This is a genomic window from Thauera phenolivorans, from assembly GCF_001696715.1.
In the GTDB taxonomy this organism is placed as follows: Bacteria; Pseudomonadota; Gammaproteobacteria; order Burkholderiales; family Rhodocyclaceae; genus Thauera; species Thauera phenolivorans.
In genome coordinates, this window is record NZ_MBFM01000001.1 from 220,367 (window position 1) to 238,427 (window position 18,061).

Below are 18,061 nucleotides of genomic sequence, written 5' to 3' on the forward strand. Positions count from 1 at the left end.
TCAGTTCGACCGACTCGCCGAAGGGCAGGTATTCGACCTTGGCGAAATCGGCGTACGACAGGCCGGCGGCCTTCAGGATGGCACGCGCATTGATCTCCGTCCCCGAGCGCGGCGCACCCACCGAGATGCGCTTGCCCTTGAGGTCGGCGAGCGACTTCACGTTGGCGTCCGCAAGCGCGACGATCTGGATGTAGTTGGGATACACGGAGGCGATCGCGCGCAGCCTGTCGAGCGGCTTGGTGAAGCCCGCATCCGCGTTGCCCTTCCACGCGTCCGACACCGAGTCGGCAAGCGAGAAGCCGATTTCGCCGCGACCCGCCTGCAGCAGGTTGAGGTTCTCGGCCGAGGCCTTGGTCGCCTGCACCTGCACCTTGCTGTCGGCAATGACCTCACCGTAGATCTGCGACAGGGTCACACCCAGCGGGTAATAGACGCCACTCGTGCCGCCGGTGAGCACATTGACGAAGGTCGCCGCCGAAGCGGCCGAGGTGGCCGCGACGAAGGCGGTGCCGATCACACACTTGCGGATCAGGGATTTCATCTGGGAGTCTCCTCGATAAGTCTTGGTTATTTGCCCATCAATGGACATGTACGCTCATGCAAGTCTCGTGCCATTCGTCAGGCGACAGCGTCCGCGACTTTTCCCCGCCCTGACAGAGGGTGCGCCGGCCGCTCGACCGGCGGGAGGCGCGGCCAAGGCGGATTCCCGGAATCGGAGGGGCAGGACAGTCGGGGATCCCGCACACTGCACTGCACAAGCGTGGAACCGCCGCCAGCCGCCACTCATCGCACCTCCTTTCACGGGCTCCATCGATCTGCTAGAACCCGGGACCGGCGCCACACGCGCCCACCGTGCACCTCATCAGGCCCCCGCGGCCGCTCGGAGAACACATGGAAAACATCGACTGTGCAGTGATCGGCGCCGGTGTCGTCGGCCTCGCATGCGCGCGCAGCCTCGCCGCCGCGGGCCACGAGGTGGTGATCCTGGAGCGCGAGCGCGCGTTCGGGACCGGCATCAGTGCCCGCAACAGCGAAGTGATCCACGCCGGGCTGTACTACCCGCCCGGCTCGTTGAAGGCGCGGCTGTGCGTCGAGGGTCGCAGCCGGCTCTACGCCTGGTGCGCCGGGCACGGCGTACCGCATGCACGCTGCGGCAAGCTGGTGGTGGCAGGCACGGCGGCGCAGATGGGCGCGCTGCAGCAGATCGCCGCCCGCGCGAGGGCGAACGGGGTGGACGCCCTGCGTCTGCTCGCGCACGACGAGCTCGCCGCCCTCGAACCGGAACTGGACGCACACGCCGCCCTGCTCTCGCCGTCCACCGGCATCGTCGACAGCCACGCGCTGATGCTGTCCTTGCTCGGCGAAGCCGAGCGCCACGGCGCCATGCTCGCGCTCGGCAGCCCTGTCGTCGATGGTGACAGCAGCGCGGACGGGATCGTGCTGCGCATCGGGGGCGAGGCGCCGGCCGAGCTGTGCGCGCGCTGGGTGATCAACGCGGCCGGACTCGACGCACCGGCACTCGGCCGCGCGCTCCGTACGAGTGCGGCCGCGCGGGCGCCGCGGGCATACTTCGCGCGCGGCGTGTATTTCAGCTACACGGGCAGGGCGCCCTTCTCGCACCTGGTCTACCCCATCCCGGAGCCGGGCGGCCTGGGGGTGCATCTGACGCTCGATCTGGGCGGACAGGCGAAATTCGGTCCCGACGTCGAATGGATCGACACCCCCGACTACCACGTGGATCCGGCCCGTGCCGAACGCTTCTACGCCGCCATCCGCAGCTGGTGGCCAGCGCTCGAGGACGGCCGCCTGCAACCGGGCTACGCCGGCGTACGGCCGAAGATCGTCGGTCCGGGCGAGGCCGACGCCGACTTCCGCATCGACGGCCCGGACAGGCACGGCGCGCCCGGCCTGATCCACCTCTACGGCATCGAATCGCCCGGGCTCACCGCCGCGCTCGCCATCGGCGACCACGTCGCGGGCATGGTGCGGGGATGATCGCCGGCGCGCCCGTCGCCGGCGCTCAGACGATTCCGCCCGCACGCAACGCGGCGATGCGCTCCGCATCGAGTCCGAGCGCGGCGGCGAGCACCTCGTCGGTATGCTCACCCAGCATCGGCGGCGGCTGGCGGTAGTCCACCGGGGTGGCCGAGAGTTTCATCGGGCTGGCGACCAGGGGAAGCGTGCCCGCCACCGGATGCGGCATCGTGACCTTGAGCCCGCGCGCCTGCACCTGCGGGTCGGCGAACACCTCGCCGAGCGTGTTGATCGGGCCGCAGGGCACGCCCCGCGCCTCGAGCGCGGCGACCCAGTCAACGGTGCTGCGCTCGATGGTGAGCCGCTTGAGCAAGGGGATCAGCGCGCCGCGGTTCTCGACCCGCGCCCGGTTGCTGGCGAAGCGCGGATCAACGGCGAGCGCGGGCTGGCCCGCCTCCTCGCAGAAGCGCGCGAACTGGCCGTCGTTGCCGATGGCGAGGATCATGTAGCCGTCGGCGGTAGGGAAATCCTCATAGGGCACGATGTTCGGGTGGGCATTGCCGAGCCGCCGCGGGTTCTGCCCGGTGGCGAGGTAGTTCATCGCCTGGTTGGCGAGGCAGGCGACCTGGACGTCGAGCAGCGCCATGTCGATGTGCTGGCCCTCGCCGCTGCGGTCGCGCCACGCGAGCGCAGCGAGCACCGCATTGCTCGCGTACAGCCCGGTGAGGATGTCGGTGAGCGCCACGCCGACCTTCATCGGCCCGCCGCCCTCCTCGTCATCGGGCCGGCCGGTGATGCTCATCAGCCCGCCCAGGCCCTGGATCAGGAAGTCGTAGCCTGCCCGCGACGCATATGGCCCGTCCTGCCCGAAGCCGGTGATCGAGCAATACACCAGGCCCGGATTGACCGCCTTCAGGCTGTCGTAGTCGAGGCCGTACTGCTTGAGACCGCCGAACTTGAAGTTTTCCAGCACGACGTCGGAACGCGCCGCAAGGTCGCGCACGAGCTGCTGCCCCTCGCGCCGGGTGATGTCGATCGTGATCGAGCGCTTGTTGCGGTTGGCGCACAGGTAGTACGCCGCCACGGCGGTGTCCGCGCCCTGCTCGTCCTTTAGCCACGGCGGTCCCCAGCCGCGGGTATCGTCACCCGCCCCCGGGCGCTCGACCTTGATGACGTCGGCGCCGAGGTCGGCAAGGATCTGCCCGGCCCAGGGGCCGGCGAGAATGCGCGAGAGATCGAGCACGCGGATGTGCGACAGGGCGCCGGCCATGGCGGTCTCCTCGGGATTCAGTTGCTGAATGCGGCGATGTCGGTGATCCCGCGGCCGAGGATCAGCGCATGCACGTCGTGCGTGCCCTCGTAGGTATTGACCACCTCGAGATTCACCACGTGGCGGATCACGCCGTATTCGTCCGAGATGCCGTTGCCGCCGAGCATGTCGCGCGCCATGCGGGCGATGTCGAGCGCCTTGCCGCACGAGTTGCGCTTGATGATCGAGGTGATCTCCACCGGGGCGATGCCCTCGTCCTTCATCCGGCCCACGCGCAGGCACGCCTGCAGGCCCAGGGTGATCTCGGTCTGCATGTCGGCCAGCTTCTTCTGGATCAGCTGGTTCGCCGCGAGCGGACGGCCGAACTGCTTGCGGTCGAGCACGTACTGGCGGGCGCGGTGGAAGCAGTCCTCGGCCGCGCCGAGCGCGCCCCAGGCGATGCCGTAGCGGGCCGAGTTCAGGCAGGTGAAGGGCCCCTTCAGGCCACGCACCTCGGGGAAGGCGTTCTCTTCGGGCACGAACACCTCGTCCATCACGATCTCGCCCGTGATCGAGGCGCGCAGGCCCACCTTGCCGTGGATCGCCGGCGCCGACAGGCCCTTCCAGCCCTTCTCGAGGATGAAGCCGCGGATCTTGCCCTCGTCGTCCTTCGCCCACACCACGAAGACGTCGGCGATCGGGCGGTTGGTGCTCCACATCTTGCTGCCCGACAGGCTGAAGCCGCCGTCGACCTTGCGCGCGCGGGTGATCATGCTGCCCGGGTCGGAGCCGTGGTTCGGCTCGGTCAGGCCGAAGCAGCCGATCCATTCGCCGGTGGCGAGCCGGGGCAGGTACTTCTGCTTCTGCGCCTCGGTGCCGAACGCGTTGATCGGCACCATCACCAGCGAGCTCTGCACGCTCATCATCGAGCGGTAGCCCGAATCGACGCGCTCGACTTCACGCGCGATCAGGCCGTAGGCCACGTAGTTCAGGCCCGCGCCGCCGTACTCGGTGGGGATCGTCGGGCCGAGCAGGCCCATCTCGCCCATCTCGCGGAAGATCCCCGGATCGGTCGTCTCGTTGCGGAACGCTTCCTGCACGCGCGACAGCAGCTTGTCCTGAGAATAGGCCTGCGCGGCGTCGCGGATCATGCGCTCTTCTTCGGTGAGCTGCAGGTCCAGCAACAGCGGATCGTCCCATTTGAAGCTCGCCTTGTTCGATGCCATGTCCTTTCTCCTCGGTGTGTGGGGTCCGACAGGACTTTGCCTGTGCATGAATCGCATGTTAAGAACGAATCATTTGGATTTCAAACGACATTTTTGAAGTAGCCTGTGCGTTTTGCTCACTTGAAGATCATGCGCAAAAAGATACCGAGTACAGCGGCGCTGCTCGCCTTCGAGGCCGCGGCCCGGCACCAGAGCTTCACTCGCGCGGCGGACGAACTCGCCCTGACCCAGAGCGCGATCTGCCGCCAGATCGCCGGCCTGGAGGCCTTCCTCGGGGTGGCACTGTTCCGTCGCACACGGCGCGGGGTGCAGCTGACCGAGGCGGGGGAAGGCTACGCCCGCCAGGTCTCGCCACGGCTCGACGCGATCGAGCGTGACACCCTCGCGGTGATGGCCCACCAGGGCACCGCCGACGCGCTCGACCTCGCGGTCGTGCCCACCTTCGCCACCCGCTGGCTGATCCCGCGCCTCGGCGGCTTCCAGGCCCGGCACCCCGAAATCGTCGTCAACATGAGCACGCAGACGCGTCCCTTCCTGTTCGACCAGACCGAGTTCGACGCCGCGATCTACTTCGGCGACGCCGGCTGGCCCGGCACCGAGGCTCACTTCCTGATGCACGAATACCCTGTGCCCGTCTGCAGCCCGGCACTCGTCGGCACGCGTGAAGGGATGACGCCGGCCGAAGTCGCCGGCCTGCCGCTGCTGCAGCAGTCAACTCGCCCCTACGCCTGGCGGCAATGGTTCGAGGCGGCGAACGTGAAGGCAGCACGCGACATGGCGGGAATGCGGCTGGAGCTGTTCTCGATGCTGGCGCAGGCGGCGATCGAGCGCATGGGCGTCGCGCTGATCCCGCCCTTCCTGATCCAGCGCGAACTCGCCGGCGGCCTGCTGATCATGCCCTGCGCGCGCAGCTTTCCGAGCACGCGCGCCTATTACCTGATCGTGCCCGAACGCAAGGCCGAACGTCCCGCGCTGACCCGCTTTCGCGAATGGCTGGTGGCGGCAACGCACGACGCGCACGGACCGATTGCGCCCGCAGCCTCCGCCTCTTGACAAGCGTGAAAGAAATATTTCCCGCACGCATCTCTTCTGTTTTATATAAGTCTTGATTAGAATCGCGCCGATTCGGGGGCAGGAGACGTTCCGAACTACAAGACGCGGCGCCGCGGGGACTCGCTCTCCGCGGCCGATCGCGCAGCCCGGCGACACGCCGCACCCGCTCACTCCCTCTGCGCCCAGCCCACATGTCCCTCGCTGAAATCGCGCTCATCGCCATCGCCGCATTCGCTGCCGGCGCAGCCAATTCGGTGGCCGGTGGCGGCACCTTCTTCTCCTTTCCCGCGCTGCTCGCGATCGGCGTGCCGCCGGTGGTGGCCAACGCCAGCAACTCGGTCTCGCTCTGGCCGGGCAGCCTGGCCGGGGCCTGGGCCTTCCGGCGCGAACTGAAGCGCTTCGCCAGGAGCCTGCCGATGCTCTCGGCGGTGGCCTTCGTCGGCGGCATCGCGGGCGGCCTGCTCCTGCTCGCGACCTCGAACGCGGCCTTCGCCCGCCTGATCCCCTGGCTGCTGCTGGTGGCGACCGTGCTGTTCGCCTTCAGCAGCCAGATCTCCACCGTCGTGAAGCGCTGGAAGCCGACGCCCGCCGACGCCGACGAGCGTCACATCGGTCCGGGCGGCTACCTCTTCCAGCTCGTGGTGTCGATCTATGGGGGCTTCTTCGGCGCCGGCATGGGCATCCTGATGATCGCCGCGCTGGCGATCCAGGGCTTCAAGGACGTGCACGAGATCAACGCGCTCAAGAACTGGCTGTCGGCGGTGATCTACAGCGTGGCGGTGGCGACCTTCGCCATCGCCGGGGCGGTATCCTGGCCGCACACCCTGGTGATGCTGGTGACCGCCACCCTCGGCGGCTACTGGGGGGCGACGATGGCGCGCCGGCTGCCGGCGGTGTGGCTGCGCCGCGTGATCATCGCGGTGGGCGGGCTGCTCACCCTCTACTACTTCGGCAAGACCGCCTGAGGGGCCGGTCGCGGTGATCGCCGGCCTATCCGCCGCGCTCGGCGCCGGCCTGCTGTGGGGGCTGGTATTCGTCACCCCGCTCATCCTCGACGACTACCCCGGTTTCGCCCTCGCGATCGGGCGCTACCTCGCCTTCGGCGTGCTCGCGCTCGGACTCGCCTGGCTCGACCGCCGGACGCTGGCGCAACTCTCCCGCGCCGACTGGCTCGAGGCCCTCAAGCTCGCCCTCGTGGGCAACCTGCTTTACTACGCCAGCCTGGCGAGCGCGATCCAGCTCGCCGGCGGGCCGATGCCGACCCTGATCATCGGCACCCTGCCGGTCGTGATCGCGGTATGCGCGAACCTGATCGAGCGCCGCCGCGCCGGCAGCATCGACGCCGTACCCTGGCGCCGGCTCGCACTGCCGCTGGCGGTGATCCTCGGCGGGCTGCTCACCGTACATGCCGACGCCGCCGCCACCGGCGGCGGCGTCGACTACCTGCTGGGCATCGGCCTCGCCGTGTTCGCGCTCGCCTGCTGGACCTGGTATCCGATTCGCAACTCGCGCTGGTTGCGGGCGCGCGGCCCGGGCCTGTCGCGCGCCTGGGCGAGCGCGCAGGGCGTGGCCACGCTGCCGCTCGCGCTCGGTGGGATCGCCGGCTATGCCGTCCTCGAGGCGCTCGGCGCAGCCCCCGGCGCCGGTTTCTCGTGGCCGCTCGGCCCACGCCCCGCGGCCTTCGTGGGCATGATGCTGGTGCTCGGGCTGGCCGCGTCCTGGCTCGGCACCCTGCTCTGGAACCGCGCCAGCCACCTGCTGCCGGCGGCGCTGGTGGGCCAGCTGATCGTGTTCGAGACCCTCTCCGCCCTGGTCTACGCCTTCCTGTGGTATGGCCGCTGGCCGACGCCGGCGGAGGCGCTCGGCATCGCCCTGCTCACCGGCGGCGTGCTGCTCGGGGCGCGGGCGTTCCGACGGTAGGCAGGGCCTCGGCGCCGGCTTATCATTGGGCACCGCAGCAATCCCAGTTCGCACATGGAAACCTTCACCCAGCTGATCCTGCTCGCCGGTCGTTCGGCGATCGAGCTTTGCCTGTTCATCCTGCTGCCGGTCATGGTGGTGATGCTGTCCCTGATGCGCATCCTCGAGGCGCGCGGCGTGCTGGACTGGGTCGTCGAGCGCATCGCGCCGCTGCTGCGCCCGGTCGGCCTCACCGGCCTGGGCGTGTTCGCAGCGCTGCAAATCAACTTCGTGAGCTTCGCCGCGCCGGTGGCGACGCTGACGATGATGGAGCGGCGCGGCGCCTCGGATCGCCACCTCGCCGCGACGCTGGCCATGGTGATGGCGATGGCGCAGGCCAACGCGACCTTTCCGATGACCGCGCTGGGCCTGCAGTTCGGCTTCACCCTCGCGTTGTCGCTGATCGGCGGCCTGATTGCCGCGGCGGTCACCTACCACGGTTTCGGACGCGCGCTGTCGAGCGCCGAGGCCCCACTCGACGAACACCTGCCGCACGCGGTGGCCGACAGCGCCAAGAGCACCCTGACGGTGATCAACCGCGCCGGCGCCGAAGCCTTCAACATCTCGGTCGGAGCGATCCCGATGATCGTGCTCGCGCTGACCGGCGTGATGGCGCTGCGCGAGCTGGGCGCGATCGACGCGCTCTCCACCCTGCTCTCGCCGGTGCTGTCTTTGCTCGGGATCGACCCGGCGCTGATCCCGCTCACCCTCACCAAGTACATCGCCGGCGGCACCGCGATGGTGGGCGTGATGGACGAGATGCTCAAGAGCGGCCTGACTACGGTGGCGACGCTCAACGCCTCCGCCGGTTTCCTCACCCACCCGCTCGACGTCGGCGGCTTGGCGATCCTGATCTCGGCGGGTCCGCGGGTCGCACGCGTCTGGAAGCCCGCCACCCTCGGCGCCCTGGTCGGCATCGCCGCGCGCACCCTCGGCCACGCGGTCGGTGCCTGAGCCTCAGGCCCGGCCGCGGCGGCACCAGTCCCGCCGCGGCTTTGATCCGCCGCGCGCGGCCGTATAAGCTCTCGCGGGCCGCCCGCCCCCCGCTGCCCGACCCTGCCCGACTCGAGAGGCCTGCCATGATCCTCGCACTGACCGTGCTGCTGCTGTTCCAACTCGCCGGCGAAGTCCTCGTCCGCGCCATCGCCCTGCCGGTGCCTGGCCCGGTGATCGGAATGGGTCTGTTCTTCCTCTTCCTGCTGCTGCGCGGCGGGCCGAGCGAGGAGATGCGCAAGACCGCTGGCGGTCTGCTCCAGCACCTGTCGCTGCTGTTCATCCCGGCCGGCACCGGCATCGTGCTGTACGGGGAGCTGCTCGCGCGCGAGTGGCTGCCGCTGACCGCGGCGCTGGTCGGCAGCACCTTCCTCGCCATCGCGGTCACCGCGCTCGTGCTCAATACGCTGCTGCGCCGGCGCGCGACGAACCGGAGCACGCCGCAATGACGCCGCGACTGACCGAGATCTGGGTCTATCTCGCCGCCTCGCCGCTGCTCGGCCTGAGCCTGACCCTGCTCGCCTACCAGGCGGCGCAGTGGCTCTACAAGCGCGCCGGCTTCCATCCGCTGGCCAACCCGGTGATGCTGTCGGTGGCGATGCTGGTAACCGTGCTGGTCGTCAGCGACATGCCCTACGAGCACTATTTCGACGGCGCCCAGTTCGTGCACTTCCTGCTCGGCCCCGCCACCGTGGCACTCGCCGTGCCCTTGTACGCGCAGTGGCCACGCCTGAAGGCGATGGCGGGCCCGCTGACGATCGCGCTCGTCGTCGGCTCGTTGACCGCCGCGCTGTCGGCCTACGGCATCGGCGCGGTGCTCGGCGCCAGCAACGCCTCACTGATGTCGCTGGCGCCCAAGAGCGTGACGATGCCGATCGCGATGGCGGTGGCCGAGCCGCTCGGCGGCATCCCTGCGCTGGCCGCGGCGCTGGTGATGGTGACCGGGGTGCTCGGCGCGGTGGGCACGCGCTACATCTGCCGCTGGCTGCGCATCCGCGACCATGCGGTGCGCGGCTTCGCGATCGGGCTGGCCTCGCACGGCATCGGCACCGCGCGCGCCTTCCAGGTCAGCGAGCAGGCCGGCGCCTTCGCCGCGCTCGCGATGGGCCTGAACGGACTGCTCACCGCGCTGTCATTGCCGTGGATCCTGCCCTGGGCGGAGCGCCTGTTCGGCCGCTGAGCCCCCCGGCCCGCCCCCCCTTCTCCAGGAACACCCCGTGCCCGCCGCCCTCACCCTCAACGCCCTGTATCGCTGGATCGACCGCAACTTCCTCGAGCTAGGCCGCGAGATGCGGCTGTCCTACCTGCCGCCGCTGATGGTGTATTGCGCGGCGGGGGTGTCGGGCCTCACCGGCATCGTCGGCACCTTCTTCGTCAAGGATTATCTCGGGCTGTCGGCGGCCTTCCTCGCCGCGCTCGGCTTCTGGGCCGGCATCCCGTGGGCGCTGAAGATGCCGATCGGGCATCTGGTGGACCTGCTGTGGCGGCACAAGGCGGGGCTGGTCTACCTCGGCGCGGGCCTGATCGCCACCAGCCTGACGATCATGATCTTCCTCATCGGCGAGCCGGACACGATGCGGGCGATCATGCCGGTCGAGGCCTGGTTCGTGCTCGCGACCCTGCTGGCGCCGGTGGGCTACGTGATGCAGGACGCGGTCGCCGACGCGATGACGGTGGAGGCGGTGCCGCGCCTCGACGAGGCGGGCGCGCCCTACCCGGCCGAGACCGTACGCCTGATGCACACCACGATGCAGATGCTCGGCCGGGTGGCCATCATCGGCGGCACCGTGCTGGTGTCGCTCGCCAACGTGGCGATGTTCAGCGGCGCCGAAAGCCTCTCCGAGCCCGAAAAGGTCGCGATCTACGTCCGCATCTACGAACTCGCCCTGCTGATCCCGCTGCTGTCGGTCAGCGGGGTGCTGCTCGCCGGCTTCCTCAAGCGGCGCGAGGCGCGGCGGCTGCGCGCGCTCGGCCGCAGTCGCGAGGAGATCGACCGCCTGGTGCACGCTCCGGCGGAGACCACCGCGCCCAACTGGTGGATCCTCGGCGGCAGCGCGGCCTTCGTCGCGATCACGCTGACGGTCGGCCTGTCGGGCCTGGAGTTCGGCCAGGAGCTGATCTTCGCCAGCTCGTTCGCGATCATCGCCTTCATGATCCGCAAGCTGCTGCGCGAGCTCTCGCCCGAGGCCGCACGCACCCTGCTCGGCACCGTGATCGTGATCTTCGTGTTCCGTGCGATGCCGGGCGCGGGTGCCGGCGCGAGCTGGTGGATGATCGACGAGCTCGGCTTCGACCAGAGCTTCCTGTCCCGCCTCGACCTGATCACCAGCACCCTGACCCTGGCCGGCCTGTTCCTGTTCCGCCGCTTCATGGCGGAGAGGTCGATCGCCCAGATCGTGATCTTTCTGACCCTCGCCAGCACCCTGCTGTCGGCCCCGATCATCGGCATGTTCCACGGCCTGCACGAATGGACCGCGGCGCACACCGGCGGCCTGGTCGATGCGCGCTTCATCGCGATCGCCAACACTGCGCTCGAATCGCCGCTCGGCCAGGTGTCGATGGTGCCGATGCTGGCGTGGATCGCGAACTCCGCGCCGCCCCACCTGAAGGCCACCTTCTTCGCGGTGATGGCCTCGTTCACCAACCTCGCGCTGTCTGCCTCCCAGCTCGGCACCAAGTACCTCAACCAGCTCTTCACCATCACCCGCGAGGTGAGGGACGCGGCCACCGGCGCGGTGAGCGTGCCGGCCGACTATGCCGAGCTCGGTCTGCTGCTTTTGAGCGTGACCCTGCTCGGCCTGCTGCTGCCGCTGGCAGCGGTCGGACTCACCCGGATCGCCGGCCTGCGCAGCGCCTGAACGCATCCGGCATGGAGGTTTGACCTGGCGCATTGCCTTCGCACGACGGGAGGTGGAAACTTGCCGCATCCGCCTTCCAAAGGGAGATGCACGATGACACCCAACTCGGTACACGACATCCGTAACCTAGTCCTCCTCGGCCACGCGAACGCGGGCAAGACCAGCCTGCTGGAAGCCCTGCTCGCGGCGGCCGGGGAGATTCCCGTCGCAGGCAGCATCGAACGCGGCGACACGGTGGCCGACAGCGACCCGCAGGAAAAGGCGCTCGGCTACTCGCTGCGCACCGCGCTCGTTCATCTGGAATGGGCCGGCCACTGGATCAATCTGCTCGACACCCCGGGGCTGCCCGACCTCGCCGGGCGCGCCCTGCTCGCGCTGCCCGCCGCCGACACCGCCGCGATCGTCGTCAATGCCGCAGCCGGCATCGAGAGCATGACCCGCCGCATGATGGCCGCCGCCCAGGGCAAGTGCCGCATGATCATCGTCAACCGCATCGATGCAAGCGACGTCGACTTCGCCGGCCTGATGACTTCGATCAACGCCGAGTTCGGCCGCGAATGCCTGCCGATCAACCTGCCGACCCCCGATGGTGGCAAGGTGGTCGATTGCTTCTTCGCACCCGATGAGAGCGCGCCCACTGCGTTCTCCAGCGTGCGCGAGGCGCACGACGCGATCGTCGACCAGATCGTCGAGCTCGACGAGGCGCTGATGTCGAAGTACCTCGAGCAGGGCGAATCGCTCGACCCCGAGCAACTCCACGCCCCCTTCGAGCTGGCGCTGCGCGAAGGCCACCTGGTGCCGGTCTGTTTCGTCTCCGCGCGCACCGGGGCCGGTACCCGCGAGCTGCTCGACATCCTCGGCAAGCTCGCCCCCGATCCGACCGAGAGCAACCCGCCGACGTTCCTCAAGGGCGAAGGCGACGCCGCCGAAGCGGTCGAGGTCGCTCCTGACGCCGCGCGCCATGTGGTCGCCCACGTCTACCAGGTGATCAGCGACCCCTACCGCGGCAAGATCGGCATGTTCCGAGTGCATCAGGGCACGGTCACGCCCAACTCGCAGCTCTACATCGGCGATGGCCGCAAGCCCTTCAAGGTTGCCCACCTGCTGCGCATGCAGGGCCGCAACGCGGTCGAAGCGAGCTCGGCGGTGCCGGGCGACATCTGCGCCGTGGCGCGGGTCGAGGAGATCCAGCGCGACGCCGTGCTGCACGACTCCCACGACGAGGACCATTTCCACCTCAAGGCGCCGAGCTACCCGCAGCCGGTGTTCGGTCTGGCGCTGATCACGAAGAAGCCCGCCGACGAATCCAAGCTGTCCGAAGCCCTCGCCCGCCTGACCGAGGAGGATCCCTGCCTCGAGGTGAGTTTCGACCCGGGCAAGCGCCGCACGGTGGTGCGCGGCCTCGGCGAGCAGCACCTGAAGATCGTGCTCGAGGAACTCGAGACGCGCTGGAACCTGCAGCTCGACACCGACACCCCGACCATCCCCTATCGTGAGACGATCTCGATCGTCGCCGAGGCACGTTACCGCCACAAGAAGCAGAGCGGTGGAGCCGGCCAGTTCGGCGAGGTCGCGCTGCGCGTCGAGCCGCTCGAGCGCGGCACCGGCGTCGAGCTGAGCGACGAGGTCAAGGGCGGCGTGATCCCGACCAACTTCATGCCGGCGGTGGAAAAGGGCGTGCGCCAGGCACTCGCCGAGGGCGCGCTCGCCGGCTTTCCGATCCACGATCTGCGGGTGGTCATCACCGACGGCAAGCATCACGCGGTGGATTCCAACGAGATCTCCTTCGTCACCGCAGCGCGCCACGCCGTGCTCGAGGCCGTACGCACCGCACGGCCGCTGGTGCTCGAGCCGATGGTGGACCTGCAGGTGAAGGTGGCCGACCACCTGTTCGGCGAGGTCAGCGGCGAGATCGCCGGACGTCGCGGCCGGCTCACCGGCACCGACAGCCCGGCGCCGGGCTGGATGCTGGTTTCGGCGCGTGTTCCGCTATCGGCGCTGGAAGGCTTCGAGAGCCGGTTGAAGGCGATCTGCGCCGGAGAAAGTGACTTCGCGCTCGAGGCCGCCGGCCACGAGCCGGCACCGCACGAGGTGCAGGCCCAGCTCGCACGCGCCTTCGCCGAGCACGGCAACGCGCATGGCGCGCAGTAAGTCGCGGGAACGCCGCCGGCGCGCGCCGGCGGTGCGCGGGTTCGCTCGACCGGCCGGCCACCCGTGACATTGAACGAGCGACAGCGCGCCTACTGGCGCGCGAACCTGATCCTCACCGCCAGCCTGCTGGCGGTGTGGTTCATCGTACCCTTCGCCTCGGGTTACTACGCGGCCGAGCTCAACCGACTGAGCTTCCTCGGCTTCCCGCTCGGCTTCTATGTCTTCGCGCAGGGCGCGATCCTGGCGTTCCTGGCGATCGTTTCCATTTACGTTTTCGTCATGAACCGTCTGGACCGGCGCTACGGCTCGCGCGAACGCGGCTGAGCGCCGCGCGCACGCTGCCCCCTTGCCTCACTTCCCGGCCGCGCCGGCGGATTCCTCCGACTTGCGCTTGCGACCCCACGCCGTCGGGTGGGCGTGGCGCGAGACGATGAAGTCGGCGATGAACTTGCACCAGATCGTGCTGCCGGCAATCGCGCTCCAGGTCTCGTAGCCGAGTGCGCCGGCGAGCACGCCGAGGATCACGAACAGCACCACACCCCCCGCGATCAGGTTGACCGCAGCGGTGAAGGGCGCGAACTTCGCCGGGTTCGCCGGCGGTACGCCGCGCTTGAGCCCCACCTCGGAGAAGTCGCGACGCACGATGATGCGCCACGCACGACGCAGCCAGAAGAAGGAGATCGGGAACAGGGCCAGGAACAGGATCCAGGTCAGGGCAACGCCAACATCGAAAGCCATACGGTACTCCGCTTCGGACGCGACCACCGGCTCGGCAGTCGGTCTCAGGGTGCCACAAGAAGAAAAACCCCGCCATTGCCGCCGGCGGGGTTTTCGTCGCGCCCCCGGATCCGGCGACCGGCGCCGGGGGCCTGTTGCTGCGATGGGTCTCAGTGAGCCCCGTCGACCGCCTTCGAACCACGCGGGATACGGACGCTTTCGACCAGGTGCTGGATGTGCTCGGGCGGCTCCTTCGTCACCTTGTCGACCACGTAGGCGACGGCGAAGTTCACCAGGGCGCCGATCGCACCGAAGGCTTCCGGCGTGATGCCGAAGAAGCTGTTCGGACCACCGATCAGATCGACGAACTCGGTGCCCTTGATGAAGAAGAGGCCCTTGTGCGCGAACACGTAGAACAGGGTCACGAACAGGCCCGAGAGCATGCCCGCCATCGCCCCTTCCTTGTTCATCTTCTTGGAGAAGATGCCCATCATGATCGCCGGGAACAGCGAGCTGGCTGCGATACCGAAGGCGAGCGCGACGGTACCGGCAGCGAAGCCCGGCGGGTTGAGGCCGAGATAGCCGGCGAGCACGATCGCCCCCACCATCGACAGCTTGCCCGCCATCAGCTCGCCCTTCTCCGAGATGTCCGGCTTGATCACGTTCTTGATCAGGTCGTGCGACACCGCGGACGAGATCGCCAGCAGCAGACCGGCAGCGGTCGACAGCGCGGCAGCCACGCCGCCCGCGGCGACCAGCGCGATCACCCAGTTGGGCAGCAGCGCGATCTCGGGGTTGGCCATCACCATGATGTCGGCGTTGACCGTCAGCTCGTTGCCCTTCCAGCCGGCCTGTTCGGCCTTGCCTGCGGCCTCGGCGTTCTTGGTGGCATCGTTGTAGTACTGGATGCGGCCGTCGCCGTTCTTGTCTTCCCACTTCAGCAGGCCGGTCTTTTCCCAGCGCTGCATCCAGGCCGGACGTTCGTCATACACCAGGCTGCTCTCGGGCGCGTGCAGATCGCCGCCGGTGGCCACCGCGGTGTTGACCGTCTGGTGCAGGTTGTACTTCGCCATCGCCGCAACTGCCGGCGCGGTGGTGTACAGGATCGCGATGAAGACCAGCGCCCAGCCCGCGGAGTAACGCGCGTCGGACACCTTCGGCACGGTGAAGAAGCGGATGATGACGTGCGGCAGGCCCGCGGTACCGATCATCAGCGACACGGTATACACGAACATGTTCAGGCGACTGCCCGGCAGCGAGGTGGTGTATTCGGCGAAGCCGAGATCGACCACGATCTGGTTGAGGCGCTCGAGCAGGGTGGCGTCGGTGCCGACCAGCGAGCCGCCCAGACCGAGTTGCGGGAGCACGTTGCCGGTGAGGTTCAGCGAGATGAAGATCGCCGGGATGGTGTACGCCGCGATCAGCACGACGTACTGGGCCACCTGGGTGTAGGTGATGCCCTTCATGCCGCCGAACACCGCATAGGCGAACACGATCGCCATGCCGAGGTAGATGCCGGTCTCGTTGCTGACGCCGAGGAAGCGCGAGAAGGCCACGCCCACGCCGGTCATCTGGCCGATCACGTAGGTGATCGAGGCGGTCAGCAGGCAGATCACCGCCACCGTGCTCGCCGACTTGGAGTAGTAGCGGTCGCCGATGAACTGGGGCACGGTGAACTTGCCGAACTTGCGCAGGTAGGGCGCGAGCCACATCGCCAGGATCACGTAGCCGCCGGTCCAGCCCATCAGGAACAGCGAGCCGCCGTAGCCCATGTTGGCGATCAGGCCGGCCATGGAGATGAAGGACGCCGCGGACATCCAGTCGGCCGCGGTGGCCATGCCGTTGGTGATCGGGTGAACACCACCGCCAGCAACGTAGAACTCACTGGTGGAACCGGCGCGCGCCCAGATGGCGATGCCGATGTAGAGGGCGAACGAGGCGCCGACGACCAGATAGGTCAGTGTCTGCAATTCCATTTGCTTAGGCTCCCGTCAGTCTTCGTGTACGTCGAACTTGCGGTCGATCTCGCCCATCTTCTTCGCGTAATAGAAGATCAACGCGATGAAGATGTAGATCGAACCCTGTTGTGCGAACCAGAAGCCCAGCGGGTAACCGCCGATCTTGATGGTATCGAGCACAGGTTGGAAAAGAATGCCAGCGCCATAGGAGACCAGAAACCATATGATCATGATCTTGGTCAGCAGGCCCAGCGTGGCTTTCCAGTAGCCGACACTGTTTGCTTCCATAAGTCACCTCCGTTTTAGTTATCGAAGCCGGATCGCCTCATCGTGGGAGGCTCCACGGGCAAAACCCATGCAGCCACGATCGGATTATGGCCGCATCAAACTTACTTATTCCTTACAGTTTCTTACGGCCGATGATTTGCATCCCCATGTTGGGCGCACGTAAAAAACCCCGCGGTCTCGCGAAGAGACGGCGGGGTCGGGGTGGACCGGCGCGCTCGCGCGCCGCTGCCGTGGCTTACATGCGCGCGATCATCGCATCGCCGAAGGCCGAGCAGCTGACCTCACTCGCGCCCTCCATCAGGCGGGCGAAGTCGTAGGTGACGACCTTGTCGCCGATCGCCGCCTCCATCGCCTTGATCACCAGGTCGGCCGCCTCGCGCCAGCCGAGGTGGCGCAGCATCATCTCGGCCGAGAGGATGAGCGAGCCCGGGTTCACCTTGTCGAGGCCGGCATACTTCGGCGCCGTGCCATGGGTCGCCTCGAAGCACGCGTACTGGTCGGAGATGTTGGCCCCCGGCGCGATACCGATCCCACCGACCTGGGCTGCCAGTGCATCGGAGATGTAGTCGCCGTTGAGGTTGCAGCAGGCGATCACGTCATATTCGCCCGGACGCAGCAGGATCTGCTGCAGGAAGGCGTCGGCGATCGCATCCTTGACGACGATCTCGCGACCGGTGTCGGGGTTCTTGAACGAGCACCACGGGCCGCCGTCGATCGGCTGCGCACCGAATTCCTTCTGCGCCAGCTGGTAGCCGACGTCGCGGAACAGGCCCTCGGTGAACTTCATGATGTTGCCCTTGTGCACCAGGGTCACGCTCTTGCGGTCGTTGTCGATCGCGTACTTGATCGCGGCACGGATCAGGCGCGAGGAACCCTCGACCGACACCGGCTTGACGCCGATGCCGCAGTCCTGCGGGAAGCGGATCTTGGTGACCCCCATCTCGTCCCGGAGGAACTTGATGACCTTGTTCGCGGCATCGGAACCGGCCTGCCACTCGACGCCGGCGTAGATGTCCTCGGTGTTCTCGCGGAAGATCACCATGTCGGTCTTGGTCGGATCCTTCAGCGGCGAGGGCACGCCCTTGAAGTAGCGCACCGGGCGCAGGCACTGGTAGAGGTCGAGCTCCTGGCGCAGCGCCACGTTCAGCGAACGGATGCCGCCGCCGACCGGAGTCGTCATCGGCCCCTTGATCGACACCGAGTATTCCTTCAGCGCGTCGAAGGTCTCCTGGGGGATCCACTGGTCGGGACCGTAGAGCTCGACCGACTTCTCGCCGGCATAGACCTCCATCCAGTGGATCTGCTTCTTGCCGCCGTAGGCCTTGGCGACCGCCGCGTCGATCACTTTCTTCATCACCGGGGTGATGTCGACGCCGATGCCGTCACCTTCGATGAAGGGGATGATCGGGTTGTCGGGGGTCGGCTGACCCGGGACGATCTTCTGACCACCTGCCGGAACCTTGATGTGAGATGCGCTCATTCCTACTCCCTCCTGGTGAACTTGTCTCCGACGAAAAACCCGCACTGCGCTTCGCCGCGTGCCGCCCGACTTGCGCGGGCTCGGAGGCACGGGGGAAAACGCGTGGAAGCTTTATTCTAGCCAGCCACGGCCCCCGCAGGGGCCGCACGGGCCGG

17 protein-coding genes are annotated in these 18,061 nt (G+C 68.1%); 10 read left to right on the plus strand and 7 right to left on the minus strand.

The features are described from left to right. Positions 1-541 (minus strand): TAXI family TRAP transporter solute-binding subunit (locus BB334_RS00995; RefSeq protein WP_158014339.1); only part of this gene is annotated, 541 nt, incomplete at its 3' end. A 350-nt stretch (positions 542-891) separates the two neighbouring features. On the opposite strand from BB334_RS00995, the gene BB334_RS01000 reads away from it, so the two are divergent. Next, the gene (locus tag BB334_RS01000) at positions 892-1,995 is read left to right on the plus strand and encodes an NAD(P)/FAD-dependent oxidoreductase (RefSeq protein ID WP_068803438.1); all 1,104 of its coding nucleotides are present in this window, start codon (positions 892-894) and stop codon (positions 1,993-1,995) included. Positions 1,996-2,020: 25 nt separating this feature from the next. Here BB334_RS01000 and BB334_RS01005 read toward each other — a convergent pair whose 3' ends face one another. Both BB334_RS01005 and BB334_RS01010 read right to left on the minus strand, forming a co-directional pair. Beyond that, positions 2,021-3,244, minus strand: coding sequence for a CaiB/BaiF CoA transferase family protein (locus BB334_RS01005; RefSeq protein WP_068803440.1), 1,224 nt, complete (start codon positions 3,242-3,244; stop codon positions 2,021-2,023). 17 nt (positions 3,245-3,261) lie between these two features. Continuing rightward, on the minus strand, positions 3,262-4,449 hold the full coding sequence (locus BB334_RS01010; RefSeq protein WP_068803442.1) for an acyl-CoA dehydrogenase: 1,188 nt from the start codon (positions 4,447-4,449) through the stop codon (positions 3,262-3,264). A gap of 129 nt (positions 4,450-4,578) precedes the next feature. Here BB334_RS01010 and BB334_RS01015 point away from each other — a divergent pair, with 129 nt between their 5' ends. From BB334_RS01015 to BB334_RS01055, 9 genes are all read left to right on the plus strand, one after another. Continuing rightward, positions 4,579-5,502, plus strand: coding sequence for a LysR family transcriptional regulator (locus tag BB334_RS01015; RefSeq protein ID WP_068804372.1), 924 nt, complete (start codon positions 4,579-4,581; stop codon positions 5,500-5,502). A 191-nt stretch (positions 5,503-5,693) separates the two neighbouring features. Beyond that, complete coding sequence (locus BB334_RS01020) at positions 5,694-6,467, plus strand: sulfite exporter TauE/SafE family protein (protein WP_068803444.1); 774 nt, start codon at positions 5,694-5,696, stop codon at positions 6,465-6,467. 13 nt (positions 6,468-6,480) lie between these two features. Then, entirely contained in the window at positions 6,481-7,422 is a 942-nt protein-coding gene (locus BB334_RS01025; protein WP_068803446.1) for a DMT family transporter, read from the plus strand. 54 nt (positions 7,423-7,476) lie between these two features. Beyond that, the gene (locus BB334_RS01030; protein WP_068803448.1) at positions 7,477-8,415 is read left to right on the plus strand and encodes a nucleoside recognition domain-containing protein; all 939 of its coding nucleotides are present in this window, start codon (positions 7,477-7,479) and stop codon (positions 8,413-8,415) included. Between the two features lie 125 nt (positions 8,416-8,540). Beyond that, entirely contained in the window at positions 8,541-8,903 is a 363-nt protein-coding gene (locus BB334_RS01035; protein WP_068803450.1) for a CidA/LrgA family protein, read from the plus strand. After that, positions 8,900-9,634 (plus strand): LrgB family protein, encoded by a 735-nt coding sequence (locus BB334_RS01040; RefSeq protein ID WP_068803452.1) that lies wholly within the window; start codon positions 8,900-8,902, stop codon positions 9,632-9,634. Before BB334_RS01035 ends, BB334_RS01040 begins: the two co-directional genes overlap by 4 nt. Positions 9,635-9,743: 109 nt before the next feature. Next, positions 9,744-11,312 carry an MFS transporter gene (locus BB334_RS01045; protein ID WP_068804374.1) on the plus strand — a complete coding sequence of 523 codons (1,569 nt, stop codon included), beginning with the start codon at positions 9,744-9,746 and terminating at the stop codon, positions 11,310-11,312. Positions 11,313-11,405: 93 nt separating this feature from the next. After that, positions 11,406-13,463 (plus strand): elongation factor G, encoded by a 2,058-nt coding sequence (gene fusA / locus BB334_RS01050; protein ID WP_068803454.1) that lies wholly within the window; start codon positions 11,406-11,408, stop codon positions 13,461-13,463. A 63-nt stretch (positions 13,464-13,526) separates the two neighbouring features. Then, the gene (locus tag BB334_RS01055) at positions 13,527-13,787 is read left to right on the plus strand and encodes a DUF4212 domain-containing protein (RefSeq protein WP_068803456.1); all 261 of its coding nucleotides are present in this window, start codon (positions 13,527-13,529) and stop codon (positions 13,785-13,787) included. Between the two features lie 27 nt (positions 13,788-13,814). On the opposite strand, the gene BB334_RS01060 is transcribed toward BB334_RS01055, so the two are convergent. From BB334_RS01060 to icd, 4 genes are all read right to left on the minus strand, one after another. Beyond that, on the minus strand, positions 13,815-14,201 hold the full coding sequence (locus BB334_RS01060) for a hypothetical protein (RefSeq protein ID WP_068803458.1): 387 nt from the start codon (positions 14,199-14,201) through the stop codon (positions 13,815-13,817). Positions 14,202-14,350: 149 nt separating this feature from the next. After that, positions 14,351-16,156: a sodium:solute symporter family protein gene (locus tag BB334_RS01065; RefSeq protein ID WP_068803460.1), complete on the minus strand. Its 1,806-nt coding sequence runs from the start codon at positions 16,154-16,156 to the stop codon at positions 14,351-14,353. Positions 16,157-16,171: 15 nt separating this feature from the next. Continuing rightward, complete coding sequence (locus tag BB334_RS01070; protein WP_068803463.1) at positions 16,172-16,426, minus strand: DUF4212 domain-containing protein; 255 nt, start codon at positions 16,424-16,426, stop codon at positions 16,172-16,174. A gap of 235 nt (positions 16,427-16,661) precedes the next feature. Next, on the minus strand, positions 16,662-17,906 hold the full coding sequence (icd, locus tag BB334_RS01075; RefSeq protein WP_068803465.1) for an NADP-dependent isocitrate dehydrogenase: 1,245 nt from the start codon (positions 17,904-17,906) through the stop codon (positions 16,662-16,664). Positions 17,907-18,061 lie beyond the last annotated feature (155 nt).

Excerpts from the sequence above, each read along its gene's own strand:
- BB334_RS01000 (WP_068803438.1), top strand. The coding sequence starts at position 892 with ATGGAAAACATCGACTGTGCAGTGATCGGCGCCGGTGTCGTCGGCCTC.
- BB334_RS01005 (WP_068803440.1), bottom strand. The coding sequence starts at position 3,244 with ATGGCCGGCGCCCTGTCGCACATCCGCGTGCTCGATCTCTCGCGCATT.
- BB334_RS01010 (WP_068803442.1), bottom strand. The coding sequence starts at position 4,449 with ATGGCATCGAACAAGGCGAGCTTCAAATGGGACGATCCGCTGTTGCTG.
- BB334_RS01015 (WP_068804372.1), top strand. The coding sequence starts at position 4,579 with ATGCGCAAAAAGATACCGAGTACAGCGGCGCTGCTCGCCTTCGAGGCC.
- BB334_RS01020 (WP_068803444.1), top strand. The coding sequence starts at position 5,694 with ATGTCCCTCGCTGAAATCGCGCTCATCGCCATCGCCGCATTCGCTGCC.
- BB334_RS01030 (WP_068803448.1), top strand. The coding sequence starts at position 7,477 with ATGGAAACCTTCACCCAGCTGATCCTGCTCGCCGGTCGTTCGGCGATC.
- BB334_RS01035 (WP_068803450.1), top strand. The coding sequence starts at position 8,541 with ATGATCCTCGCACTGACCGTGCTGCTGCTGTTCCAACTCGCCGGCGAA.
- BB334_RS01040 (WP_068803452.1), top strand. The coding sequence starts at position 8,900 with ATGACGCCGCGACTGACCGAGATCTGGGTCTATCTCGCCGCCTCGCCG.
- BB334_RS01045 (WP_068804374.1), top strand. The coding sequence starts at position 9,744 with ATGCGGCTGTCCTACCTGCCGCCGCTGATGGTGTATTGCGCGGCGGGG.
- fusA (WP_068803454.1), top strand. The coding sequence starts at position 11,406 with ATGACACCCAACTCGGTACACGACATCCGTAACCTAGTCCTCCTCGGC.
- BB334_RS01060 (WP_068803458.1), bottom strand. The coding sequence starts at position 14,201 with ATGGCTTTCGATGTTGGCGTTGCCCTGACCTGGATCCTGTTCCTGGCC.
- BB334_RS01065 (WP_068803460.1), bottom strand. The coding sequence starts at position 16,156 with ATGGAATTGCAGACACTGACCTATCTGGTCGTCGGCGCCTCGTTCGCC.
- BB334_RS01070 (WP_068803463.1), bottom strand. The coding sequence starts at position 16,426 with ATGGAAGCAAACAGTGTCGGCTACTGGAAAGCCACGCTGGGCCTGCTG.
- icd (WP_068803465.1), bottom strand. The coding sequence starts at position 17,906 with ATGAGCGCATCTCACATCAAGGTTCCGGCAGGTGGTCAGAAGATCGTC.